Annotated in this window: 14 protein-coding genes and 1 pseudogene; 8 read left to right on the forward strand and 7 right to left on the reverse strand. The window is 42.6% G+C overall.

Annotated features, from left to right (window positions below):
• Positions 1-105 precede the first annotated feature (105 nt).
• From AAHJ11_RS06190 to AAHJ11_RS06200, 3 genes are all read right to left on the reverse strand, one after another.
• Positions 106-1,674 (reverse strand): fimbrillin family protein, encoded by a 1,569-nt coding sequence (locus AAHJ11_RS06190; RefSeq protein ID WP_167511719.1) that lies wholly within the window; start codon positions 1,672-1,674, stop codon positions 106-108.
• 50 nt (positions 1,675-1,724) lie between these two features.
• Positions 1,725-2,741, reverse strand: a complete 1,017-nt coding sequence (locus AAHJ11_RS06195; protein ID WP_167511718.1) for a fimbrillin family protein — start codon at positions 2,739-2,741, stop codon at positions 1,725-1,727.
• A gap of 319 nt (positions 2,742-3,060) precedes the next feature.
• Positions 3,061-4,239: a tyrosine-type recombinase/integrase gene (locus tag AAHJ11_RS06200; protein WP_195648508.1), complete on the reverse strand. Its 1,179-nt coding sequence runs from the start codon at positions 4,237-4,239 to the stop codon at positions 3,061-3,063.
• A 444-nt stretch (positions 4,240-4,683) separates the two neighbouring features.
• On the opposite strand from AAHJ11_RS06200, the gene AAHJ11_RS06205 reads away from it, so the two are divergent.
• The gene (locus AAHJ11_RS06205) at positions 4,684-7,815 is read left to right on the forward strand and encodes a SusC/RagA family TonB-linked outer membrane protein (RefSeq protein WP_148364268.1); all 3,132 of its coding nucleotides are present in this window, start codon (positions 4,684-4,686) and stop codon (positions 7,813-7,815) included.
• 24 nt (positions 7,816-7,839) lie between these two features.
• Positions 7,840-9,921, forward strand: a complete 2,082-nt coding sequence (locus AAHJ11_RS06210) for a RagB/SusD family nutrient uptake outer membrane protein (RefSeq protein ID WP_148364267.1) — start codon at positions 7,840-7,842, stop codon at positions 9,919-9,921.
• Between the two features lie 102 nt (positions 9,922-10,023).
• On the opposite strand, the gene AAHJ11_RS06215 is transcribed toward AAHJ11_RS06210, so the two are convergent.
• The 4 genes and pseudogenes from AAHJ11_RS06215 to AAHJ11_RS06230 form a co-directional block, all read right to left on the reverse strand.
• Positions 10,024-10,710 carry an SGNH/GDSL hydrolase family protein gene (locus AAHJ11_RS06215; RefSeq protein WP_009000444.1) on the reverse strand — a complete coding sequence of 229 codons (687 nt, stop codon included), beginning with the start codon at positions 10,708-10,710 and terminating at the stop codon, positions 10,024-10,026.
• Between the two features lie 88 nt (positions 10,711-10,798).
• Positions 10,799-12,181: a glycoside hydrolase family 28 protein gene (locus AAHJ11_RS06220; protein WP_167511717.1), complete on the reverse strand. Its 1,383-nt coding sequence runs from the start codon at positions 12,179-12,181 to the stop codon at positions 10,799-10,801.
• A 59-nt stretch (positions 12,182-12,240) separates the two neighbouring features.
• Positions 12,241-14,574 (reverse strand): beta-galactosidase, encoded by a 2,334-nt coding sequence (locus AAHJ11_RS06225; protein WP_320949042.1) that lies wholly within the window; start codon positions 14,572-14,574, stop codon positions 12,241-12,243.
• 342 nt (positions 14,575-14,916) lie between these two features.
• Positions 14,917-15,189: pseudogene (locus AAHJ11_RS06230) on the reverse strand (glycoside hydrolase); the annotation flags it as partial.
• 242 nt (positions 15,190-15,431) lie between these two features.
• Here AAHJ11_RS06230 and AAHJ11_RS06235 point away from each other — a divergent pair.
• From AAHJ11_RS06235 to AAHJ11_RS06260, 6 genes are all read left to right on the forward strand, one after another.
• Entirely contained in the window at positions 15,432-18,308 is a 2,877-nt protein-coding gene (locus AAHJ11_RS06235) for a sugar-binding domain-containing protein (protein WP_148364564.1), read from the forward strand.
• A 129-nt stretch (positions 18,309-18,437) separates the two neighbouring features.
• On the forward strand, positions 18,438-19,676 hold the full coding sequence (locus tag AAHJ11_RS06240) for a rhamnogalacturonan acetylesterase (RefSeq protein ID WP_195648511.1): 1,239 nt from the start codon (positions 18,438-18,440) through the stop codon (positions 19,674-19,676).
• Positions 19,677-19,724: 48 nt separating this feature from the next.
• Positions 19,725-21,260, forward strand: coding sequence for a glycoside hydrolase family 28 protein (locus tag AAHJ11_RS06245; RefSeq protein WP_195648512.1), 1,536 nt, complete (start codon positions 19,725-19,727; stop codon positions 21,258-21,260).
• Positions 21,211-21,816, forward strand: a complete 606-nt coding sequence (locus tag AAHJ11_RS06250) for a DUF4450 domain-containing protein (RefSeq protein WP_217721984.1) — start codon at positions 21,211-21,213, stop codon at positions 21,814-21,816. The genes AAHJ11_RS06245 and AAHJ11_RS06250 overlap by 50 nt, the downstream gene beginning before the upstream one ends.
• Entirely contained in the window at positions 21,813-23,216 is a 1,404-nt protein-coding gene (locus tag AAHJ11_RS06255) for a glycoside hydrolase family 28 protein (protein WP_320974909.1), read from the forward strand. Before AAHJ11_RS06250 ends, AAHJ11_RS06255 begins: the two co-directional genes overlap by 4 nt.
• Positions 23,213-25,978 (forward strand): glycosyl hydrolase, encoded by a 2,766-nt coding sequence (locus AAHJ11_RS06260; RefSeq protein ID WP_413579194.1) that lies wholly within the window; start codon positions 23,213-23,215, stop codon positions 25,976-25,978. Before AAHJ11_RS06255 ends, AAHJ11_RS06260 begins: the two co-directional genes overlap by 4 nt.
• Positions 25,979-26,317: the final 339 nt, after the last annotated feature.

Genomic DNA, 26,317 nt, shown 5'->3' on the forward strand with positions numbered 1-26,317 from the left:
ATTTATCACTCATAATAGTTTTTTAATCGCATATTGAAAGAGTCGCTCCATTTATTTTAGACAACATCCTCAACATATTTCTTATAGCAAATTATCCTGATGCTTTTAAAATGCAAGCATCATAGGGAAATAACCAGCTGCTCCTCCTTGGTTTCGATATTTATCAACCAGGTATGCTCCTGTAGCCTGAAGTATATGCTGATATATTACCGTTGTATTTCCTGTACGTTCATTACTACTCCAATGACGACTACCTACAGCCAGAGCCTCTCCACCTGCGTTTTTAATACTTTCTTGAACGGTAGATATAACATTTACGAGTTCATCTAATTCGTATAAAGAGGGAAGATACCAGCTAGAGGCAGAAGCAGGCACGAAAACTGCTCCACGATAAGCCTCAACATAACTTACAGCCTTGTCGCACACAAATGTATTAGGAGACATCGTCATTAATACTGTATTGTTATATCCCAAATATGCTGCAATGGAAGTATTATATGTTGTACAAGCTACAAATTTATCCGACCAATCTTCATCCGTTGAATACCAGCCGCCAAAAAACACATCTCTATTAGTTGAAAATGCAGCAGTTTGTGTTCCACCAACTGACGGGTAAGTTATAGCCAGTACGAGTCCATGCGTACAGCTTGGATAATCACGGCGCAATGCATCATTTGTTTCTGTATATGTAGCAGGAGTTGTTATTGACGGTTGCGGATTACCTACATGATATACAATACCGATTACATTGTCTGGTGCAGTTTCTACATCTTTGCTGACAATAGAACCATCTGCACAATAATAGTCTCCTACAGCCAAAAGATGTGAACTCTTATTTGTGTCCTCGATCACATATTTTTTTGCAGTTCCACTTTCCAAAGTACCGTTAGCAGCATAATCCATTTCTTGTGCTCCAGTATAAGTCCCTTTGATAGAAAAAGCCGTATTGGGTTTCACCAAAAAGCGATAAGTATCTGTACTTGCCTGATAATAAGGAGATGCCTCCACATTATCTATAGTAAAAGAACCTACAGTTACAGGCAATTTATAATCTTCCAGTGTTACATCCGTATTTGTAAAGGTATACACCTTTTCAGGCATTTGTATCACAGCCATCGCCATTCTATGCTGCATGGTAAAAGCAATTGACCCTTTCAAGCGGTCACCTTGTACAGTCCCTGTGCTTGTCATCAAATCATACTTAGTATAGTTATCACCACTTTGGTCTACTCCAACTTTCCAATTGCTGACATATGTAACGAAAGGATCATCATTCGCAGGTTCGAAAGTAACTTTAGAGTCATAGGGATAATAAGCATAAAAGTTCATTTTAGAGAACTCCGAACCTTTATATTCTATAGCATCTTCACCGTCGGTCAACACCCATTCCCCATCCTGATACGTAAATTGGCGGTTATTTATATCTTCAACAATATTTTCACCTTTGACTGCGAAAATACCAATCATATCGCCTTCGGAAAATTTAGTTGTATAATTATTCTCCGTAGCCCGCGTTCCAGGAGCATTTACAGTTTGAAAGCCATCTTCAGATACGCTGATTTGGAAGCCTTGTAAAGTTCCCATATTTTCACCTTCTATCCCGTCATCCTGCGAACAAGAAGCCAAGGACACTACTCCAAGAAGAAGCATTGATATATAGTTATATACTTTCATAAATCAGATTTTATTTAGTTTTTAGTAATTCTTTCGTTTTATTCAAAATATCATTTTTTGGATGTAGGAGTAATAGTTTCTTCTGTGATATTCCAGCTTGGATTAGTGATGTTCGTACCTGTTCCTGCTACACTCGGATCTGACTCAACAGTTCCGCCATCTTCATTTTTCCATCCAATGATTTGTGTCTCTTCGGTAATAGTTAATACAAAAGGATTATCTTTATACTCATTAGCTTGAATAGTATAATTATAAGAAACCCCAGGCTCCAATTTTGTCAAATTCGGAAAGTGAACTTCGTAATAATATCCGTTCATTCCTGCTTGGATATAGACTTCTTTCTGTGGAGTTTGCGGTAATAAGATAGCCTGTATCGTATAATTATCAGCTGCACCTACTTTAGTCCATACAATATCATCATCCGACGTTACAGATTCTATACTTACAGTTGTTTCTCCTGTATTCGGATTAAATGTCCCGTTCTTCTTCAAATTAATAAGGTAGCATGTGATATCCGACAATGTAACATTCGTACCAGCTGTAAAAGTCAGTTTGATACGACTCATTACATGATTAAATGCTAATTTTACATTGGGAGTTTCGGCAGTTGCCTTTCCTGATGCATAAAGAAAGTCAATCTGTTCACGTTTTTCTGCTGTAGCCTGATTTTCACTATCAGTAGACACTTCAATGGTTTCAGCTTCCGTACCTGATGTTCCAGTGAACGGATAATAAGCTGTCACATCATATTCTTGAGTACCTAATACCCAGATATCTTCAGCATATCCACTTTTTGCGGCAAACAAGCTATTTTCACCACCGGTATATTCATACTCAATATTCACCTGCCGGGATCCGCATGTAATTCCAACCAAGTCACCCATTTCCCAACTTGTTTCCGTAGCTCTAGTCTTAAGTTCGCTTGCCTCTTGATTATTAATCACTGCACTAAAAGAAACTTTTGCACCTGTTTCTCCTGCGAACTTGATATCAGATTCTTTCACGTCATTACTGCATCCCGCCAAAAGCAGCAGAGCAAAAGCAGCCGTTACATAGTTTATTTTCATACCATGTTTTTTAAAGTTAAACAAATATATTCTCATTTATAGATTCTCCATAAGTAATAAAGAATAGCCCTCGAAATTCATCCTTTCTAATGACTATAAGTGAAAGGCTGTGTTTTCCATAGTTTATCATACTTCAAAATATTAAGTTAAACAAAAGTTAGATTCTCTTTTGACTTGAAAGCCTTGTTTATCAAAGCATTATTAGGATTAGAGAGTTACCGTTAGACAATAATGAGGCAGCTATTGAAGAATCTTCAATAGAGAAAAAACTTGAAAACAGAAGAAATGCCTCAAGACGAGGCATAAAAGAATCAACGTTTTATAATAACTGATTTAATATTTCCCTAAATACTTTATCAGCATGTTCTTGCATAATTTTGATATAATTGAATATAGGACGATTGTTTTTCATACTGTGCCCTATGCAATACTCTATTTTCTCAATTTGGATTCCTAAATTATATCCATGTTGTGCAAATGTCTTTCGAGCAGAATAGTAAGTAACCTTTTTACTTATCCCTGAAAGTCGTGCCACCTTGTCTATATGTCGAAAAATCAAACTGTATATCTGTCTATAAGATGAATACTTTCCAAATTTTAAATACCCGTCTCTAGTCAGATATTTATCTATGATAGCTTTTGCTTCGGGTTGTAGAGTAAATGCAATTTCATTCTCTCCTTTTTTACTATTACGTGTTTTATGACGTATATATCTCATATACTTTTTATCTTTAAAATTATATGCCAACAAATCTCTCAAGTTAATACCACCTAAATAATAAGTAAGCATAAAAATATCTCTTACTATAGATTGAGAAGGTTTAAAAAGACGAGTGTCTCGTATTCTCTTTAATTCATCTACTGACAAATCGAGTTCTCGTACATTACTTGCAGGCATTTTAAAGAGAACAAAAGGATGGATAGAATAAGTTACATAGTTCATTTTACCTGCATAATTCAATACGACTTTTATCAGAGTCAAATATATCCTGATAGTAGTATCTGCCAGATTCTCTTTACGGAGAGCTTTTGAAAATCCTTGTATATGGAGAGGACTCAACTGTATTAGAGGGAAATCTCCATTCATATACTTAATGAATCTCTCTGTAGCTATCTTGTAGAGTTTATAAGATTTCTCCCGTTCTTTTCCTTTCATAAAATCCATATACTCTTTCGCAACAGTTTGAAAAGTGATTCCTTTTTTCTTTTGTTCATAAGTGATAATACGTATTAGCTCAGTACATGAGATTACAGGTAAATAGCTGATTGATGTAACAATTTCCTCATACTCATTGATTAGTCTTCGAAGACAAATGTTCATATTTGCAGCATTCTCATGCCTTACTACTCTACCATTTTTTAACTGGTTGGCAGAATCCAAAGTAAACTGGGTAGATATATATCTGGTTTGTGAATGGTGGGCTACTGCTACCCTTATCCGATGTCTGCCATTTGATAATTTTTTAGTTGGAACAATTACAATTGAAAAATTCGCCATATCGTTTTTTAGGTTTATAAATTACTATTTTCAATACAATAAAATAGAAACAAAAAGATTCATAGTCATTGGTCACCAATCGAAAATCGCACCCATAACATGGAATATCGTGCAAAAGACGGTATTTTCCATGCATTTGTACGATTCTGCATTGCTATATCTTGATTAAGTCGTTATGTTTGCAACACTTTTTCACAGGTAGAATGTAAAAAGTTTCTTTTAAAAAGAGAATCTAACTTTTGTTTAACTTAATAACAATAAATACACTATGTAAATATATAAATATTATATAATACATTACATTACCAATCCTCTATAAAATCCTATATTACAGGAATATCCCCATATAATAAAGCAAGAGATAAAAAGTCCTCAAAAGAAGACGAAAAGAAAATGAACAATAAAGGCTATATAAACCAATATTTATAACTTAATAATTAAAGTATGAAAAGCAACAAAAAAGGTAATCACCTGTACGCCTATAAGGATACTATCCGACGGCTATTTCTCCTCACTTTGTTTTCTTTTTTAATAGTAGAATCTTATGCCCAGAATAAGACAATTTCGGGCACAGTTACAGATTTCACCGGAGAACCGGTTATTGGTGCCAGTGTATTGGTTAATGGTACTACTAATGGTACAATTACCGATTTAAATGGCAAGTTTTCTCTTTCCAATGTGCCAATGAAAGGTACAATCACTATCACTTATATAGGATATAAAAAACAAGAAGTATCCGTGGCCGGAAATACTAACTTCCAAATTACTCTTCAAGAAGATACAGAAACCTTAGACGAAGTAGTAGTTGTAGGATATGGAGTCCAGAAAAAAAGTGACGTAACCGGTGCTATGGCTCGCGTAGGAGAAAAAGAACTGAAAGCAATGCCTGTAAGAAACGCACTGGAAGGAATGCAAGGCAAAACAGCCGGTGTAGATATCACGTCCAGTCAACGTCCCGGAGAGGTCGGTAACATTAATATCCGTGGACAACGCTCCATTAATGCGGAACAGGGTCCGTTGTATGTGGTAGACGGTATGGTCATTCAAAATGGAGGCATTGAAAACATCAATCCTTCCGATATTGAATCTATTGACATTCTGAAAGATGCTTCAGCCACAGCAATTTATGGTTCACGTGGTGCCAATGGTGTCATTCTTGTGACTACTAAAAAAGGAAAAGAAGGGAAGGTAACCCTGAACTATTCCGGTACTGTCACTTTTGAAACACTACACGATGTAACAAAGATGATGTCTGCCTCCGAATGGCTGGATTATGCCCGCTTAGCTAAATACAATGCAGGATCTTATGCTTCCGCCACTCCGACTTATGAAGCAGATAAAGCTGCATTCGGCAGTGTAACCTCTTCATGGCAGAACATCGAGAAGGCATGGGTAAACGGAGTTTACGATCCATCTTTAGTAGGTTCATACGACTGGACTTCTCACGGCAAACAAACAGGGATCACTCACGAACATACCTTAAGCGCATCCGGAGGGTCTGACAAATTTCAAGGCTATGCCTCATTCGGCTATCTGGACCAGAAAGGTACACAACCGGGACAAGCATACGAACGCTATACATTGAAAACCTCATTTGACGTAACTCCTGTCGATTGGTTCAAAATGGGTTCTTCAATCAATGCATCGTATTCAACTCAAGACTATGGATACAGTTTCTCAAAATCTGTAACCGGTTCGGGTGATTTCTATAGTGCATTAAGAGGTATGATCCCCTGGACAGTGCCTTACGATGAAAACGGTGAATATGTCCGTTATCCGAGTGGTGATGTAAATATCATCAACCCTATTCGCGAATTGGACTATAATACTAATCAACGCCGCACTTTCCGCGCTTCTGCCAGTTTGTATTCACAAATTGATTTCGGTAAAATCTGGAAACCATTGGAAGGTTTGTCCTATCGTCTTCAGTTTGGCCCTGAATTCCAATTCTACACCTTAGGAGTTGCTAACGCTGCTGATGGTATTAATGGGGACGGTAACAATGGTGCACAATATAAAAACGAACAAAAACGTGCATGGACATTAGATAACCTGATCTATTACAACAAGTCTCTGGGACAGCATAATTTGGGAATGACATTGATGCAATCCGCTTCTGCCTACCATTACGAGATGGGAGATATGAGAGCCACTAATGTAGCCTCATCGGATGAGCTTTGGTATAATATAGGCTCTGCCGGCACACTGAACTCTTTCGGCACAGGACTGACCGAAACTCAAATGGCTTCTTATATGATTCGCCTGAATTATGGTTATAAAGATAAGTACTTGCTAACAGCATCTATGCGTTGGGACGGTGCCTCTCAATTAGCCGAAGGACACAAATGGGCCAGTTTCCCCTCTGCTGCTATCGCATGGAGAATGGATCAGGAAGATTTCCTGAAAGACATCAGTTGGCTGAATCAGTTGAAACTTCGTGTAGGTATGGGTGTTACAGGTAATGCGGCAATCAAAGCATATGCAACCAAAGGTGCCATCACAGGTTTATACTATAACTGGGGACAGAATGACTCATCTCTGGGTTATGTACCTTCAGATCCTTCACAGAAGGAACCCGCCAAAATGGCTAATCCGACTCTAGGCTGGGAAAGAACTACACAATACAATGTCGGTATTGACTATGGTTTCTTTAATAACCGACTTACCGGTAGTGTCGATGCATACAAAACGAAAACAGATGATTTGTTACTGGAAATGTCAATTCCTTCGCTAACGGGTTATGTTTCCACTTATGCGAATGTGGGTAAAACATCCGGATATGGTATTGACCTACAAGTAAATGCAATACCTGTACAAACAAAAGATTTTTCTTGGAGCACTACTTTAACATGGTCAATGGACAGAAACCGAATTGACGAATTGTCCAATGGTAGAACGGAAGATGTGAACAATAAATGGTTTGTCGGTGAAGAAATCGGCGTTTATTACGACTGGGTATATGATGGCATCTGGAAAACAGAAGAAGCTGAAGAAGCTGCCAAATATGGACGTAAACCGGGACAAATCAAAGTGAAAGATTTAAATAATGACGGCAAAATTGATGCTAATGACGATAAGAAAATTGTAGGGCACACACGTCCACGCTGGACAGGTGGATGGAGTAATACTTTCAGTTATAAGAATTTTGAACTGTCCTTCTTTATTCTATCACGCTGGGGTTTTACAGTTCCACAGGGAGCCGTTACTCTTGACGGTCGCTATATGCAGCGTAAAGTAGACTATTGGGTGGCCGGTACCAATGAGAATGCAAAATACTATTCACCCGGTTCTAACGGTGAAGGAGCCGATGCCTTTAACAGTGCAATGAACTATCAGGATGGCTCATACATCAAAGTTCGTAATATTTCATTGGGTTATAACTTTGCCCCACAGCAATTAAAGAATTTGGGTATCAATAATCTGAAGTTGTATGTTCAAGCCATGAATCCATTCAATATCTATAAGGCATGTGACTTTTTGGATACTGACTTGGTAAACTATGACAATAACACCAAGACATTTGGCTCACCTACCACTTTGAAGAGTTTTGTAATAGGTGTCAACATTGGATTCTAATAAACAAATTAAAGTAAAGACATTATGAAATTAAATAGAATATTATTTGCAGCTCTAATAGCCGGCGCAACAGGAAGTTCGATCACTTCGTGCAGTGAATCTTTCCTTGATGAGAATTTAACAACTCAATATAGTACTGACCGCTTTAAGACACAGGAAGGACTTGATGAATTAGTGACTGGAGCCTACCAGAAACTAAAATTCAAATTCAACTATATATGGGGTATTCAGTGTTACAACATGGGAGTGGATGAATTTACCGATGCTAACAATGTTATCCCTGCATGGAACCACTATAGCCAAGATTTAAATTCATCTGAGAAAGATGCCAACCAACCTGTCTGGGACAATTACTACGGACTGGTTGAACCCGCAAACATATTAATCCAGAATATACCTCAATATTATAACCAAAGTTCACCCTCATATAACACACGTCTGGGAGAAGCGCATTTTCTAAGGGCTTATGCTTATTTCGAATTAGTGAAGCAATTTGGTGGCGTACCGTTAAAATTAGTTCCGTCCACAAGTGCGGAAACATATTTCACACGAAATTCTGCTGAAGAAATATACACCCAGATTATATCAGATTTTGGAGAAGCCTACAGACTACTTCCGGATAAAGGTGAATCGATTGGACGAATCAATAAATACGCTGCCGCCCATTTCCTCGCAAAAGCGCATTTATTCCGGGCATCCGAATTGTACAGTGACTGGAACAGTAATTATGTAGCATCCGACCTTGATGCTGTGATTCAATATGGTTCGGAAGTGGTAGATGCACATCCGTTGTGCAATGACTATGTAGAACTTTGGGACTATGAGCAGCCGAACGGAGCCAATGAAAAAGTAAGTGAAGTGGTTCTGGCAGCTCAATTCTCTAACGACGAATCAACATGGGGACGTTATGGAAATCAGATGCATCTTTATTATCCGGCCGTATATCAAGGTAATGATATAGGTGGATGTAAACGCGACATCTCCGGAGGACGTGAATTCTCATATGTGAGTGCCACAGAATATACTATGCAGGTGTTTGACCGTGTCAATGACTCTCGTTTCTGGAAATCATTCATTACCTGTTATGGAGCCAACGAGACCAAAAGTGCTCCCACCTGGACAGCAGAAGATATGCCATATGCCCCGGCAGGTGTAAAAGAAGGCGACAAACGTTTTAGTGGAGGTGAACTCGGTATGAAATACATCGTTAATGACCCGGGAGACAACCGATATGAGAAATATTCCAACGCTCCGGCATATACTGTTTTGAAAGATGGAAAAATGTGCAATACATATACATATGTACGTTATTTCAAAGGACAGGAACACAGCTGGAATATAAATGAGAAAACGGGCAATTATTACGATATCATACCTCACAAGCGTTCAGTAGCTTTATCTAAATTCCGGGATGGTTACCGTGTTTCCATTGCATCTCAATTCGGTACTCGCGATGCCATCATCGCCCGTTCGGCAGATGATGTATTAATGGTTGCCGAAGCGTATATTCGTAAAGGGGAAGCCAATTACGACAAAGCTATCGAATGGATAAATAAACTGCGTGAACGTGCCGGTTACGAAACAGGTGAAGACCGTAGTAAGAATGTAGATGGCGGACAAGCTTATAAGAATAATCCTTATTGTTCCGGAAAAGGTGGCGGGCATTCTTCCGAAGGTGCTATTTACTGGGAAGAGAACACTTATTATGAGTCAAACAATATCGGACAGGAGACTACTGCTTCTACTAAAACAACAATGAAATTAAATAGTGTGGCAGATGTTTATAACTCTACAGTCGACACCCCTATCTACAACGAACTGGGCTGTACATCCAATGCAGACAAAATGATGTGCTTCCTATTAAATGAACGTACCCGTGAGCTTTGTGGCGAATTGCAACGCTGGGAGGATCTGGCGCGTACCAAAACATTAGACGCACGTTGGCATAAATTCAACGATGGTGTCAGCAGAGGTCTTGGTGAATTCAAACCGGAGAAACATTACTATCGTCCGATTCCTCAAGCCTTCCTGGATGGTATCACCAATTCAAATGGTTCTGCACTAAGTAATGAAGAAAAGAAAGCAATGCAGAATCCGGGATATTAAGATAAACAACTAAACTTATTGCCACTTGACACTCTTTGAAATAGTATTCCTAATCAAAGAGTAGCAAGTGGCAATATCATTATCTTAATTCCCGATATATTTTCACTTCGTCTTCTTCATAAACATCTTAATCTGATCGCTAATCTGCTCCATCCCCTTTATCGAAGGATGACCGCTCTTTTTATCAATATCATGCAGTTCAATACAATCAATATTATAGTGATGACAGATAGCTCTGACCGACTCATTAAACTCTTCCTTTAAACCTGAATTCAGCAGAAAATAGATCTCAACATTAGGATAACGATCAATCATGTGGTCGAGCAGATATGCCATGGCCGGACGGAATGTATATAAATCTTCCTTGGTCCATCCTTCATACTTGTAATCCCCAAGCGGTGAACCGGCCCAACAATCATTCGTTGCACCGAAAATAAAGATGATATCCGGACATCCCAACTTATCCATACGGGTAATAAAAGAACGATCCGAATAATCAGCCTGATTATAACCGGTATTACAAATTGTTGCACCGGAAAAAGAGTTGTTGACACAAAGACGGTAGTTATTCTCTTTGATGAATTTATGCCACCAGGTCTGCTTTACGGAAGTTACATCCGTTTGCTGCCGCGGAGAAACATAATACCAAATGCTATTGGTATCGGGTTGCAGGTATCCTTCAAATGTTGAATACGAATCGCCTAAAATAGATATAGATTTCAGGCTTTGGGCAAAGCTGATACTGCTATATAGAGTGATTAGCAGTAATAAATAAAAGGATTTCTTCATCTTAGCATAAAGTTTTCAATTTTGCTGCTAAGATACTACATTATACTAAAATTATAGCATGAAATTTTCCGCTACTTTCAGGAAAGGGTTATTTCCCTTTCCTATCATAAGTCACATTCTTTTCCACTACATTCTCTACATTATTCACTTTCTTCACGAACTCTTTCACCTCACCCACTTTCACATTCTCAATCGTTACATTCTTAACCGGTAATTTGGCATTCCCCTTCAATTCATAGATGGCATCTGCCGACTCACAAGTCACCTTATCCATATAAATGCCATCAATACGGGTAATCCGTTCCTCATAAGTAGGTACCAGATCTTTCCATTGATACAATACTTCCGTATCTATTTCAAGCACCCGTTGAGCGATGCCTGCCTGTACATTTTTCATGTAAACGTTTTCTATAAATCCACCCCGGCGATGATTGGTCTTCACGAAGAAAAGACGCATTACCGAATTAGGAGCCGTGCAATCGTGCATATAGATATTCCGTATGCCTCCGGATATTTCACTTCCGATGCCAAGCAAAGTATGCCCTTTAAGAATTTGACAACGACGGATAACAATATTTTCACAAGGAGTATTCAATCTCCAGGCATCCTGATTGCGTCCGGCCTTGATAACTACCGCATCATCCCCCTGATCGAAAGAACAATCCTCCACCAGAAAGTTGCGACTCATTTCAAAGTCGATACCATCGTTATTATGTCCATGAGCTTTCACATCCAGATTGCGTACCACTCCCCCGTCACACATATAAAGGTGAATGGTCCAGAACGGACTTTCCCGTATCTTAAATCCATCCAACAGCACATTCTTGCAACGATTGAAATGAATCAGATGCGGACGAAGATGATTCTCCCCTATTGCCATCTGACGTTCTATCACAGGGACATTAGTCGAAGCTTTTGTATACAACTCCTTCAACGCTTCCAAATGAGGCTGGGGACGTTTGAACCAAACTCTCCAAGCATCCATTTTCGGCTGGAGAGTTCCTTTACCCGTAATCGCCACATTCTCACATTCAAAAGCATAAAGTAAAGGAGAATAGTTATAACATTCCAAGCCTTCCCAGGAAGTCATCACTGCCGGAAGATAATCAGAAGGATTATCCGTGAAATTCAAAACTGCATTCTCTTCCAAACAGAGGTTTACATTACTCTTGAAATGAATAGGCCCGGTCAGCCATGTACCAGCCGGAACAACCACACGTCCACCTCCCGCTTGATTACATGCCTCAATAGCGGCAGCAATGGCTTTGGTATTATCCGTCTCACCTCCCGGTTGTGCACCGTAATCCGTTATCGGGAAATCTTTATCGGGATAAATAAAGATTTTAATAGGCTGCATGGGAAAAGGCGCTTTCACCTTTACCGTCTTATAATTATCACCGGCAAAAGCCAAAGAAGCTGTCAACAGACAAAAGCAGATACCTGCCATATATTTCAATAAGTTCGTCTTCATCGTATGATTCTATTTTTAATTCATTCAAATCCTGCAAAGATAAAAATATCTATTTATTGTTACATTGAAAAGACCAATACACCTGCCGTAGGAATTTCCGTAGTTCCTATCAGTGCCTTGCCCCCTTTCGGCAAGTTAAATGTATAAGGACGATCCGAATAGTTCAATACAATTCCCAATCCATTACGATATTCCATTGTCACACCAGATGGCAGGTCCATCACCGGGATATTCAGTTGTACATATAGTTTCTTCAATATATCTTTTTCCAATGCTCCATCATGACTGTCCACTCCAACATAAGTGATTGTTCCCTTTCCTAATTTACGGAAAGTAACAGCCGGACTTCCTTCATAGAATTCGTTTTTATAAGTAGCCCAGACCTGTGCGTCAGTGGGAGGATTCAGAATTTCTCCCCATGTATTCCACGCATACTCCTTTCCATCCATCATTACAGTACCGGGATCTTCAGGAAGAAGCAAATCGTAAAAGTTCATTTCGTTTCCTGTCAAAGGAGCGATCATGGAACCGAAAGGAGCTTCAGGAAGACGGCCATAACGATCCTTCTGTGCCGTACGGCAGGTTAAAATTAGATTTCCGCCATTCTTCACGTATGCAATCCATTTATCCACCAGTTCCTTATCAGCCAGTTGATAAGCCGGTATTACGACCACCGGATAATCGGATAAATTCTTTGTCTCTGATATAAAATCGACAGGAGCTCCGAATGATTTTAGGGTACGATAGTACTTTTCGATGTGTGCAAAAGTGTCCCATGTACGATTCTGCTTCTGCCGCTCGATACTCCAGGAGTTTTCATGATTGAAAAGAATTGCAGTACGACGGGCAAGGTAATCGGCAGGTTTGGTTTCACGGGAAGAGCAATGTTTACGAAGTTCACGAATCTCCTTTATAAATGTCTCATATTCTCTTCCGCCGGGAGTAACAGTCACTCCGTCCGTGCCGACAATTCCGTAATGATATTGTTCCGTGCCGTAAAGAGGCTGGCGATAACGATAGGTGCAGATAAAATCACTTCCACCGGCAAACACACTCCACATCCACAGACGAACTGCGCCCGGAAGAGGTTGGGGATTGATACTGCCCCAGTTCACCTGTCCCGGCTGTAATTCCATCACACCATAAGTTCCCTGTATCGGACGGAAAAAGTCATTTGCCCAGGCTATCCGCAACGGATTACCTACCCGGTAGCCTCGACGACCAATCCCCTCATTATCACCATATACCATATAGCGGGTGTAACTCTGGAAATCAAGTGCGGAGCTACCACCGATGTGACCTTCATCATAATTCGGTATATAATTCGTAGTCACCCATTGGTTCTTTGCATATTTCTTAATCAACAGACATTGTTCGTTCAGGAAATCATTGGTTTGTGATGCAGCAAAACGGCGGTAATCCAAAATTTGATGATGATTCATAAACATCTGTACGCGCTTGGGAAGCGTTATTTCATCAAAAGACGAATAAGCCTCACTCCAGAAAGCAGTGCCCCATGCATCATTTAAAAGTTGGATATCATTATTGTATTTGGCACGGAGAAAATCACGGAAAGCAAGCTCCGCTTTCGGATTATAATCAAACTGTACAGCAGGTTCGTTGTCGAGTTGCCATCCGATAATACGGGAGTCATTTCCATAATGTTGCGCCAGTTTTTCAATCATCTTGTATGATAATTCCCTGTAAAGAGGCGAAGCAAATGAAGCATGCTGGCGAGCACCGTGGTCAAGTATCGTTCCATCCTCATTCTTCAATAGAATTTCGGGATATTTCCGGCTCATCCATACAGGAGGAGTGGCAGTAGAAGTACACATGATTACTTTCAAATCATATTTGGCAGCTAAAGCCACGGCTTTATCGAGCCAGGCAAAATCATAGCGTCCCTCTTCCGGTTCCAGTTGCGCCCAGGCAAACTCGGCAAAATGGGTAAATTCAAATCCCAGTTCATGCATCTTCTTGAAATCACGTTCCCACTGGCTTTCATCCCAATGTTCGGGATAATAATAGACTCCTGTCAGTGTCAGGTCTTTGTCGTTAAACCAAGACTTCTTTTTTAGTGTCTCCACAACAGAAGCATCCACCGCAAACGCCGTTCCATGACGGATGCCTCTCGGGAAAGAGACCTGATCGGACACATCTTCCCATGTTTCACCATGATCCAAAGAACGAACAGCTCCATAACGATGGTCACGGTATTTATCAAAATAGACATAAAGCGTATCACCTACAAAAAGAGGAGCCGGACCTTCCGCCCAATATTCTCCTGTAATAGATGCTGATACTTGGGTCGGGAATCCTTTTTCTATCTTCTTTGTACGTGTCACACGCAAATTCTTTTCCGGTGGATTGGAATTTTCATTCTTGACTACCATTATCAGATCTTCCCGCTTCGGGTCTTTCACAATAGCGGCATCAATCACACTGAAATCAGGATTGAAGAACATCTTCGTCTTCGAGAAAGTACGAAAGTCCTTCGTTGTTACATAATATATACGATGATTCAGTCCTTTCTCACTTTCACTGGTAGCCACTTCTTTGTGACGACCGGGAATCGTAGTTGCCCAAAAGATATAATAGGTTTGTGAAGGTTCATCGTAAAACAGTTCGGGAGCCCAACAGTTATGTGCATCCGGCTCGTGCATCATCACAGGAATTGCTTGTTGCTCACTCCAATGAACCAAATCTCGGGAAGAGGCATATCCGATAATCCGGTCCGTCCAACTAGAAGTCCAGACCATGTGAAAAGTTCCGTCCGGCGACTGGCAAATACTGGGGTCACGCATTAATTTATCTTTACCAACCGCAGGGGTAAGATAAGAACGTCCGCCATGTAAAGGCAGCCAGTTCAATCCATCATAACTATATGCTAAATGCAGTCCGTCTTTACTGTCATTGATAAAATAAGAAAAGAGGTAAGCTGTCTCACCGGCAAAGATTGTCATCACCGACCAAAGACTTAGAGCTATCCAGATTACTACTTTTTTCATGGTTCCTTATTAAGATTAAAAAGTTTACCCTGCAAAGATAAGGCATCTCCGCCCCTCCTCAAAGATAAAGAGCATGGACAATATTTCAAATCCATGTAGTTTTGTACACGAACGCTTTTAGATGTCCATTTTGATACAATATTCTATGTATCTGTACATCTTTCTATTTACTAAACCCTTAAAAAGCTCTACTTTAGCGGCAGATTTTAAAAAGAATGAAAAACATATCAATTCTATATATCATGAAACGACTTTTAGTAAGTATTGCTATCGTATTTATCTCCATACTGACCGTAGCGGGACAAAATCACTCTTTCAGCTTATCCGGCAAATGGAATTTCCGGATAGACCGGGAAGATACCGGCGTCAAGGAACAATGGTTCAAAAAATCCCTCGACGATTCTATCAACCTGCCCGGCTCCATGCCCGAAAAATGGAAAGGAGATGAAGTGACCGTCCGTACCCAATGGACCGGAAGCCTCTACGACAGTTCTTACTACTTCAACCCATATATGGAAAAATACAGGATAGAGGGACAAGTAAAGCTACCCTTCTTTCTGACTCCCGACAAACATTATGTAGGTGTGGCCTGGTATCAAAAGAAAGTGACAATTCCGGCTGACTGGAAAGGAGAAAGAATCACTCTTTTTCTGGAACGTCCGCACATCGAAACTACTGTATGGGTAAATCAGCAGGAGCTTGGTATGCAAAACAGTCTTTGTGTTCCCCATGTCTATGACCTGACTGCTGCAACCACCCCCGGAAAAACGTACCTGATTACCATCCGTATCGATAATAGAATCAAAGAAATCAACGTAGGTCCCGATTCTCACAGCATCACCGACCAGACACAAGGTAACTGGAACGGCATCGTCGGACGAATCGAGTTACAAGCTACTCCCAAAGTCCATTTAGAAGATATTCAGGTATATCCCGATTTGAGCAATCAGAAAGCGCTGGTTCGCATGAATATACGGTCTGCTTCTTCCACCAAGGGAGAGATCACCCTTTCCGCCGAGAGCTTTAACACGGACATTCAGCACAAAGTGGCTCCCATACATCAAAGTTTCAACATCCGTCCGGGAGATAATCCGGTGGAAATGGAACTTCCGATGGGAAAAGAGTTTCTGACGTGGGATGAATTCAGTCCGGCACTTTATAAACTGACGGCAAAGCTGGTCAACGGCAAACTGTCTGATACGAAACAGGTACAGTTCGGTATGCGTGATTTCAAGATCGAGGGAAAATGGTTCTATGTGAACGGTCGTAAGACAATGCTTCGCGGTACAGTGGAAAACTGTGATTTCCCGTTGACAGGCTATGCTCCGATGGATGTGGCTTCTTGGGAACGGGTATTCCGCATTTGCCGCAGCTACGGCTTGAATCATATGCGCTTCCACTCTTTCTGTCCGCCGGAGGCAGCTTTCATTGCTGCCGATCTGGTTGGTTTCTATCTGCAACCGGAAGGACCGAGCTGGCCGAACCACGGTCCGAGACTGGGTAACGGACAACCGATTGACAAATACCTGATGGACGAAACCATTGCACTGACCAAGGAATATGGGAATTATGCTTCATACTGTATGCTGGCTTGCGGCAATGAGCCTTCCGGTCGTTGGGTGGCATGGGTCAGCAAGTTCGTGGATTATTGGAAAGCAACCGATCCGCGTCGTGTATACACAGGAGCTTCCGTTGGAAACAGTTGGCAATGGCAACCTCACAATGAGTATCATGTGAAAGCAGGTGCACGCGGATTAAGCTGGGCAGGTGCGCAACCGGAAAGTGAATCGGATTATCGTACAAGGATTGACACGGTGAAACAACCGTATGTATCACACGAAACGGGTCAATGGTGCGTATTCCCGAATTTCAATGAAATCCGTAAATATACGGGAGTTAACAAAGCGAAGAACTTTGAAATCTTCCGGGATATTCTGAACGATAACCACATGGGAAGCCAAAGCTACGATTTCATGATGGCTTCGGGCAAATTGCAGGCACTCTGCTACAAACATGAGATTGAAAAGACCTTGCGTACTCCGGACTATGCGGGATTCCAGTTGCTGGCTCTCAATGATTATTCCGGTCAGGGAACTGCATTAGTCGGTGTACTGGACGTGTTCTTTGAAGAAAAAGGATATATCAACGCAGAACAGTTCAGACGCTTTTGCAGTCCGACCGTACCTTTGGCACGTATTCCTAAATTTGTATATGCCAATAATGAAACATTCCATGCCGACATTGAAGTATCCCATTTCGGAGCTGCTCCCTTGAAAAGTGCAAAAACAGTATATACCATTAAGGATAAATTCGGAAAAGTATATGCTCATGGAACTGTCGGCACCCATCACATTCCCATCGGAAATCTTTATTCTCTGGGTAGTGTAGATATGACTCTGGAAGCAATCGATACACCGCAGAAACTAAATCTGGAAGTACGTATCGAAGGCAGTGATGCCGTAAACGACTGGGATTTCTGGGTATATCCGGCACAAGTGGAACTGGCGCAAGGAACAGTATATACCACCGACACCTTGGACGCCAAAGCATTGGCAGTGTTGCAGGACGGAGGAAATGTGCTGATTACGGCTGCCGGAAAGATACAATACGGCAAGGAAGTCAAACAATATTTTACTCCCGTATTTTGGAATACTTCCTGGTTCAAGATGCGTCCGCCACACACAACAGGTATTTTCCTGAATGAATATCACCCTCTTTTCCGTGAATTTCCTACTGAATATCATAGCAACCTGCAATGGTGGGAACTGCTGAACAAAGCGCAAGTGATGCAATTCACCGACTTCCCGGCAGAATTCCAACCTACGATTCAAAGTATTGATACCTGGTTTATCAGCCGGAAAATTGGAATGTTGTTCGAAGCAAAGGTGTTGAACGGCAAACTGATGATGACCAGTATGGATATTACCTCCCAACCGGAAAAACGGATTGTAGCCCGCCAGATGCACAAAGCAATCCTGGATTATATGAATTCGGATGCTTTCCGTCCGACAGAAAAGATAACTCCGGAACTAATCCAAGCATTATTCACCAAAGTGGCGGGAGATGTGAAATCTTATACCAAAGATTCACCTGACGAGCTCAAACCAAAAATTAACTAAATGGGAAATTATCAGGCACGGATTACACGGATTACGCTGTTGCTCTATAGAAAGCATAATTCTAAAAACCGTGAAATCCGTGTAATCCGTGCCTAAACTCCATAAACAATATACTTTTATATTATTTACATGAAAACAACTATTATAGGTTTGCTAGTCCTGGCAACGGCAAATATCAACGCACAGGAGAAAGCCCAAACATACCAGTTGGCAGACGCTCCCCGCTACAGTGAGGAGACAGGATACGGATATGATCTCGTCGCTACTCCCGCGAAAGGCAGTAAGGCACCCTTCTTCTTTTCTGTCCGTGTGCCGGATGGTAACTACCAAGTAACCGTTCGCCTGGGAAGCAAGAAACAGGCAGGGGTGACCACTGTAAGAGGCGAGTCACGCCGACTGTTCATTGATAACCTCGCGACCCAAAAGGGACAATTCGTAGATGAAACATTTATCATCAACAAACGCAATCCCCGCATTTCCGAGAAAGAATCCGTACGTATCAAACCCCGCGAAAAGACTAAACTGAACTGGGACGATAAACTGACTCTGGAATTTAACGGCGATGCACCCGTATGCCAGAGTATCAGTATCAAGCCTGCCGATCCGTCGGTGATTACCGTTTTTCTATGCGGCAACAGTACCGTAGTCGACCAGGACAATGAACCATGGGCGAGCTGGGGACAAATGATACCTCATTTCTTCGGCACGGACGTTTGTATCGCCAATTATGCGGAATCGGGCGAATCAGCCAATACTTTTATTGCCGCAGGACGTTTGAAAAAAGCATTGAGCCAGATAAAGAAAGGAGATTATCTTTTCATGGAATTCGGACATAACGACCAAAAGCAGAAAGGGCCGGGCAAAGGAGCCTATTACTCTTTTATGACCAGCCTGAAAACATTTATTGATGAAGCCCGTGCACGGGGAGCATACCCCGTACTGGTCACTCCCACCCAACGCCGGAGTTTCGATGCCACCGGACATATCCGTGACACACACGAAGATTATCCGGAAGCCATGCGCTGGCTGGCAGCAAAGGAAAATGTTCCGTTGATCGACCTCAACGAAATGACCCGTACGCTTTATGAAGCCTTGGGGCCGGAAACGTCCAAACGCGCTTTCGTGCATTATCCGGCAGGCACTTATCCGGGACAGACCAAGGATTTTGCCGATAACACCCACTTTAATCCTTACGGAGCCTATCAAATAGCCCAATGTGTGATTGAAGGAATGAAGAAAGCCGTACCGGAACTGGCTAAACACCTGAAAATAGACCCATCCTATAACCCGGCACAACCGGACGATGTGAATGTTTTCCATTGGAACGAATCACCATTCACGGAAATAGAGAAACCGGACGGAAATTAGGAGATAAGTATTAGGTATTAAGTATCAAGTATCAGGCATTAGATAAATATGAAAACCAAAGGCATCTTTCCCCTGCTCCTACTAGCAGGCACACTTTTGACAGCAGCTTGCGCCACCCCAACGGCCAAACAGGCAGGAAACAACAGCTTCGAATGGGGGCAGGTTCCGCAGCAACCGGATTTGTCGTGGGCCGACAGTGTAGGCAGCCGGCAAATGCCCGGAAACAATGTAATTTTATCCGCTAATTCTTTTGGCGCAGTAGCAGACAGCACGGTGCTTAGCACGGAAGCTATCCAGAAAGCAATTGACAGTTGTGCCGTCAGCGGTGGAGGAACGGTAGTTCTCCAACCGGGATATTACCAGACAGGAGCACTGTTCGTAAAAAGCGGTGTCAACCTGCAACTAGACAAAGGGGTGACTTTATTGGCCAGCCCATCCATTCATCATTATCCCGAATTCCGTTCACGGATTGCAGGAATCGAGATGACATGGCCCGCGGCAGTTATCAACATTGTCAATGAAAAGAACGTTTCTGTCACCGGAGAAGGAACACTGGACTGCCGGGGAAAAGTATTTTGGGATAAATATTGGGAAATGCGGAAAGAATACGAAGCAAAAGGATTGCGCTGGATTGTGGATTACGACTGCAAACGGGTACGGGGCATCCTCATAGAACGTAGCTCGGACATTACATTGAAAGGATTTACCCTGATGCGTACCGGTTTTTGGGGGTGTCAGATTCTTTACTCCGATTATTGCACGATAGACGGACTGACAATCAACAACAATATAGGCGGACACGGTCCGAGCACGGACGGTATCGACATTGATTCTTCCTGCAATATCTTGGTCGAAAACTGCGATGTAGACTGTAACGATGATAATATCTGTATCAAATCGGGACGGGATGCAGACGGACTGCGGGTGAACCTTCCTACAGAAAATGTGGTCATACGAAATTGCATCGCCCGCAAAGGTGCCGGACTTATCACCTGCGGAAGCGAAACTTCCGGCAGCATACGGAATGTATTGGGATATAATCTGGAAGCAATCGGCACCTCGGCCGTACTGCGGTTGAAAAGTGCCATGAACCGTGGAGGAACAATCGAAAACATTTATATGACTGAAGTAAAAGCGGCAAACGTCCGTCACGTACTGGCAGCAGACTTGAACTGGAACCCCAGTTACAGTTACAGCACTTTACCCAAAGAGTATGAAGGGAAAGAAATCCCGGAGCACTGGAGAGTCATGCTGACCCCAGTAACGCCTCCCGAAAAAGGTTATCCGCGTTTCCGCAATGTCTACGTATCAAAGGTAAAAGCGGAAAATGTGGACGAATTTATCTCCGCTTCGGGATGGAATGACTCGTTACGTCTGGAAAATTTCTATCTTTATGCCATCGAAGCGCAGACCGACAAACCGGGCAAAATCTGCTATACGAAGAATTTCAACTTATCTGAAATCACGTTAAAGACAGAAGAAAAGAATGTCATTGAACTAAAAGAGAATGAACAAAGTAATATCAACTTCAACTATGTTAAGACATCTCCTGACCATCGCACTGCTGGGAATCTTGCTCATTGATGCGCAAGCACAAGCACTGACGCCACCTGCCGGCACTTTCCGGTTGGGTGTATCGAAGAAAGGAAACGAAAGCCACTGGCTAAAACCTGAAGAAAAGATACAGGGAGTGTCCTTCCAATGGAAAGCATTGCCCGATAGTCGTGGATTTATCCTGGAAGTAGAAGTCGCCTCTGCTCCGGAAGCCGATGCCCTATTTTGGAGTTTCGGCGATTGCCAACCGGATTCGGACATCAATGTATTCAGCGTGGAGGGACAAGCCTTCACTTGCTACTATGGAGAAAGCATGAAGTTGAAAACGCTGCAGGCTGTCACCCCTACTGTTGATATCCGCTTGAGCGACGGACATAAGGATGCAACTCCCCTGATGCTTTACGAATCAGGCAAACAAACCGACCGCCCTGTACTGACCGGACGTTGCAGTCTCTCCCCGGCTTCTTCCCAAAATGAAGGAAACAAGCCTTTCCGGCTTTATTTCTGTTTCTACGAACAGAATGAAAAAGCGGATTACAACTACTATATGTTACCGGATATTTTTGCCAAAATCGACAAAAAATGAAAAGGATCTATTTATTATCCAGTCTGTTAATAGGTTGCATTTATCTACATGCAGCCATTTATAATGTAATGGACTTCGGAGCCAAAGCGGATGGGAAAACAATTGATTCGCCTGCAATCAATCGTGCGATTGAAGCGGCCGCACAGGCCGGAGGAGGCACAGTATATCTACCTGCAGGAGAATATGCGTGTTATTCCATCCGGTTAAAAAGTAATATTCATATCTATTTGGAACAGGGCACCCGCATCATTGCCGCCTTTCCCGGAAAAGAGGAAGGATATGATACCGCCGAACCGAATGAACATAATAAGTTTCAGGATTTCGGTCACAGCCATTGGAAAAACTCTTTAATTTGGGGAATCGGACTGGAGAATATTACGATCAGTGGTCCCGGCTTAATCTACGGCAAAGGCTTGACTCGTGAAGAGAGCCGCCTGCCGGGTGTAGGCAATAAGGCGATCAGCCTGAAAGATTGCAGAAATGTGACCCTGAAAGATTTATCCATGCTGCATTGCGGGCATTTCGCCCTGTTGGCTACCGGAGTGGATCATCTGACGATTCTGAATCTGAAAGTAGACACCAACCGGGACGGCTTCGACATTGATTGCTGCCGGAACGTACGTATCAGCCAATGCACGGTGAACTCCCCCTGGGATGATGCCATTGTCTTGAAAGCCTCTTATGGATTAGGACGCTTCCAAGACACGGAAAATGTGACGATCAGCGATTGTTATGTCAGCGGCTTTGACAAAGGCAGCGTAATGGACGGCACTTGGCGGCTGGACGAACCGCAGGCTCCCGATCATGGTTTCCGTACGGGACGCATCAAATTCGGCACAGAAAGCAGTGGAGGTTTCCGCAATATTGCGATTACGAATTGTATCTTTGAACATTGCCGTGGGCTGGCATTGGAAACGGTAGACGGAGGACATCTGGAAGATATTGTAATCAGTAACATCACAATGAGAAATATAGTCAACGCGCCTATTTTCCTCCGGTTGGGTGCACGTATGCGCAGTCCTGAAGATACTCCTGTAAGCACCATGAAACGTATTCTTATCAGCGATATCAATGTATGGAATGCCGACAGCCGGTATGCTTCTATCATCAGCGGCGTACCGGGAGCCTGTATCGAGGATGTGACTTTCCGTAATATTCACCTTTATTATAAAGGTGGCTACAGTGAAGAGGATGGCAAACGTGTTCCTCCCGAACAGGAAAAAGTATATCCCGAACCGTGGATGTTCGGCACGATTCCCGCCAAAGGATTTTATATCCGTCATGCACGGAATATAACCTTCGACGGTGTCCGTTTCCACTTTGAACAGCCGGACGGACGACCGCTTTTTGTTACTGACGATACAGAAAACATAGAATATTATAATACGCCGAAAGAATGATGAATAAAAGACAATGGATAGTCCTTTGCCTGCTTGCCGCAGGTGGAGTAATGCAAGCACAGCAATGGCCGGATGCTCCGGTGGAAGCACGTCCCGGTGCCAGATGGTGGTGGTTGGGAAGTGCCGTAGACGAAAAGAACCTGACATACAATCTGCAAGAATATGCACGCACCGGAATGGGGGCGGTAGAAATTACTCCCATCTATGGAGTGCAAGGCAATGATGCGAATGAGATTCAATTCCTCTCTCCCCGCTGGATGGAAGTTCTCAAACATACACAGGCGGAAGGAAAGCGCACCGGTATCGAGATTGACATGAATACCGGAACCGGATGGCCTTTCGGCGGACCGGAAGTCAGTATCGAAGACGCAGCTACGAAGGCTATCTTCCAGACATACCACATAGAGGGGAGGAAAGAGATTGAACAAGATATCAATGTGACCGACCCTAAGCAACAGGCTTATTCCGTACTAAGCCGGGTGATGGCTTACGATGAGAAAGGTAAATGTATCAACCTGACCGCCCACGTAAAAAAAGACAAGCTACAATGGAAAGCCCCTGCGGGCAAATGGAAAATCGTAGCTCTTTATATCGGTAAGACACGACAGAAAGTGAAACGTGCCGCTCCCGGAGGTGAGGGATATGTAATGAACCATCTCTCAAAGAAAGCTGTAAAGAACTATCTTTCCCGTTTTGACCGTGCTTTCAAAAGCAGCAAGACGAGCTATCCCCATACATTCTTCAACGACTCTTACGAAGTGTATCAGGCAGATTGGACAGATGATTTCCTGGAACAATTCACTCGTCGACGGGGGTACAAACTGGAAGAACATTTCCCTGAATTTCTGGACGAAAGCCGTCCGGAAGTCAGCAGACGTATCGTATCCGATTACCGGGAAACGATTTCCGATTTATTATTGGAGAACTTTACCTGTCAGTGGACGGACTGGGCACACAAAAACGGTAGCATTACCCGCAATCAGGCACATGGTTCGCCCGGCAATCTGATTGATATTTATGCTGCCGTGGATATTCCCGAATGTGAGGGTTTCGGACTGTCGCAATTCCATATTGAAGGATTGCGTCAGGACTCTTTGACTAAAAAGAATGATTCCGACCTGTCTATGCTGAAATACGCCTCTTCGGCCGCTCACATTGCAGGAAAAACATATACTTCTTCCGAAACATTCACGTGGCTGACGGAACATTTCCGCACTTCTTTGTCGCAGTGCAAACCGGATATGGATCTGATGTTCGTTTCGGGTGTCAATCACATGTTTTTCCACGGCACTCCGTACTCTCCGAAAGAAGCCGAATGGCCCGGATGGTTATTCTACGCTTCTATCAATATGAGTCCGACAAACAGTATTTGGCGTGATGCTCCTTCGTTCTTCAACTATATCACCCGTTGCCAAAGCTTCCTGCAAATGGGACGGCCGGATAATGATTTCCTGATTTATCTTCCGGTATATGATATGTGGAATGAGCAGCCGGGACGATTGTTATTATTCACGATACACCACATGGATAAACTGGCTCCTAAGTTTATCGACGCTATCCATCGCATCAACAACAGCGGGTATGACGGGGATTATATTTCCGATAACTTTATTCGCAGTACACGTTTCAAAGACGGACAGTTGGTTACTTCGGGCGGAACGGGCTACAAAGCATTGGTAGTGCCTGCTGCGCACCTAATGCCGAGTGATGTATTGGCACATCTTTATGAACTTGCCAAACAGGGAGCTACTATCGTATTCCTCGAAAATTATCCGACAGATGTACCGGGATACGGTCAGTTGGAACAAAAACGCCAAAGCTACCAGCGTACGCTCCGGCAACTTCCGGCTGTTTCTTTCTCGGAAACAACCGTTACTCCAATCGGAAAGGGGAAGATTATCACAGGAACGGATTATGCACGCACATTGGCCAGCTGCAATATCTCTCCCGAAGAAATGAAAACCAAATTCGGACTACAAGCGATCCGGAGAGTGAATGATACGGGACACCACTATTTCATCTCTTCCTTGCAAAATAAAGGAGTGGACGGTTGGATCACATTGGGAACGAATGCAGCCGCCGCCGCTCTCTTCAATCCCATGACCGGAGAATGTGGTGAAGCTAAAGTGAGACAGGCAGACGGCAAAACACAAGTCTATTTGCAATTAAAATCCGGTGAATCGATTATTCTGCAAACGTATCAACAATCTTTGCAGACATCCAAACCGTGGAAGTATGTAAATGAACAACCTTTCAGCCTTCGTCTGGATCATGGTTGGAAGTTGCACTTCGCCGAAAGCAAACCGGAAATTCAAGGAACATTTGATATAGATCGCCCCTGTTCATGGACCCATATCAATCATCCGGCAGCCCAAACGAACATGGGAACCGGTGTTTATTCCTTAGACATCGAATTGCCGGCTTTGCAAGCTGACGACTGGATTCTTGATTTGGGAGATGTACGCGAAAGTGCCCGTGTCCGCATCAACGGACAGGAAGCGGGATGCGCATGGGCAGTGCCTTATCAACTAAAGGTAGGCGAGTTCTTAAAACCCGGAAAAAACCACATCGAGATAGAAGTCACGAATCTCCCTGCGAATCGAATTGCAGAATTAGACAGGCAGGGAGTGCAGTGGCGCAAATTCAAAGAAATCAATATTGTTGATTTGAACTATCGTCCGGCCAATTATGGGCATTGGAGTCCGTTACCCTCCGGCTTGAATAGTGAGGTACGGCTGATTCCGGTAAATGTGATGCCATAGTTGAGGCATTGTCATATCATCATACTGCAACAAACTATTTTTTCAATCTTGTACTTAAGACTTTTCAGTGCAAAGATTAAGGGTTTTCAGTGCAGAGATTAGTAGTTTTTTATGCAGTCGGTAAGTCGTCCCGTTACAACGGGACAATAGGCACATTACAAAGTGACCAATATCACCTTATAAGATGATATTGGTCACTTTGTAATATGATTACCTGTCTTTGGAAAGATGGGAAGCACTAAAGATACAAAATTAAATAGTAAAAAGCAAGAGTGAGACAGGAAATATAGCTTTATCCCCTGAACGGATTGATTTCATTTCCGAACCGGGGAATGGAAT

This window comes from Bacteroides sp. 90-K9/2, assembly GCF_047310725.1.
GTDB lineage: Bacteria > Bacteroidota > Bacteroidia > Bacteroidales > Bacteroidaceae > Bacteroides > Bacteroides vicugnae.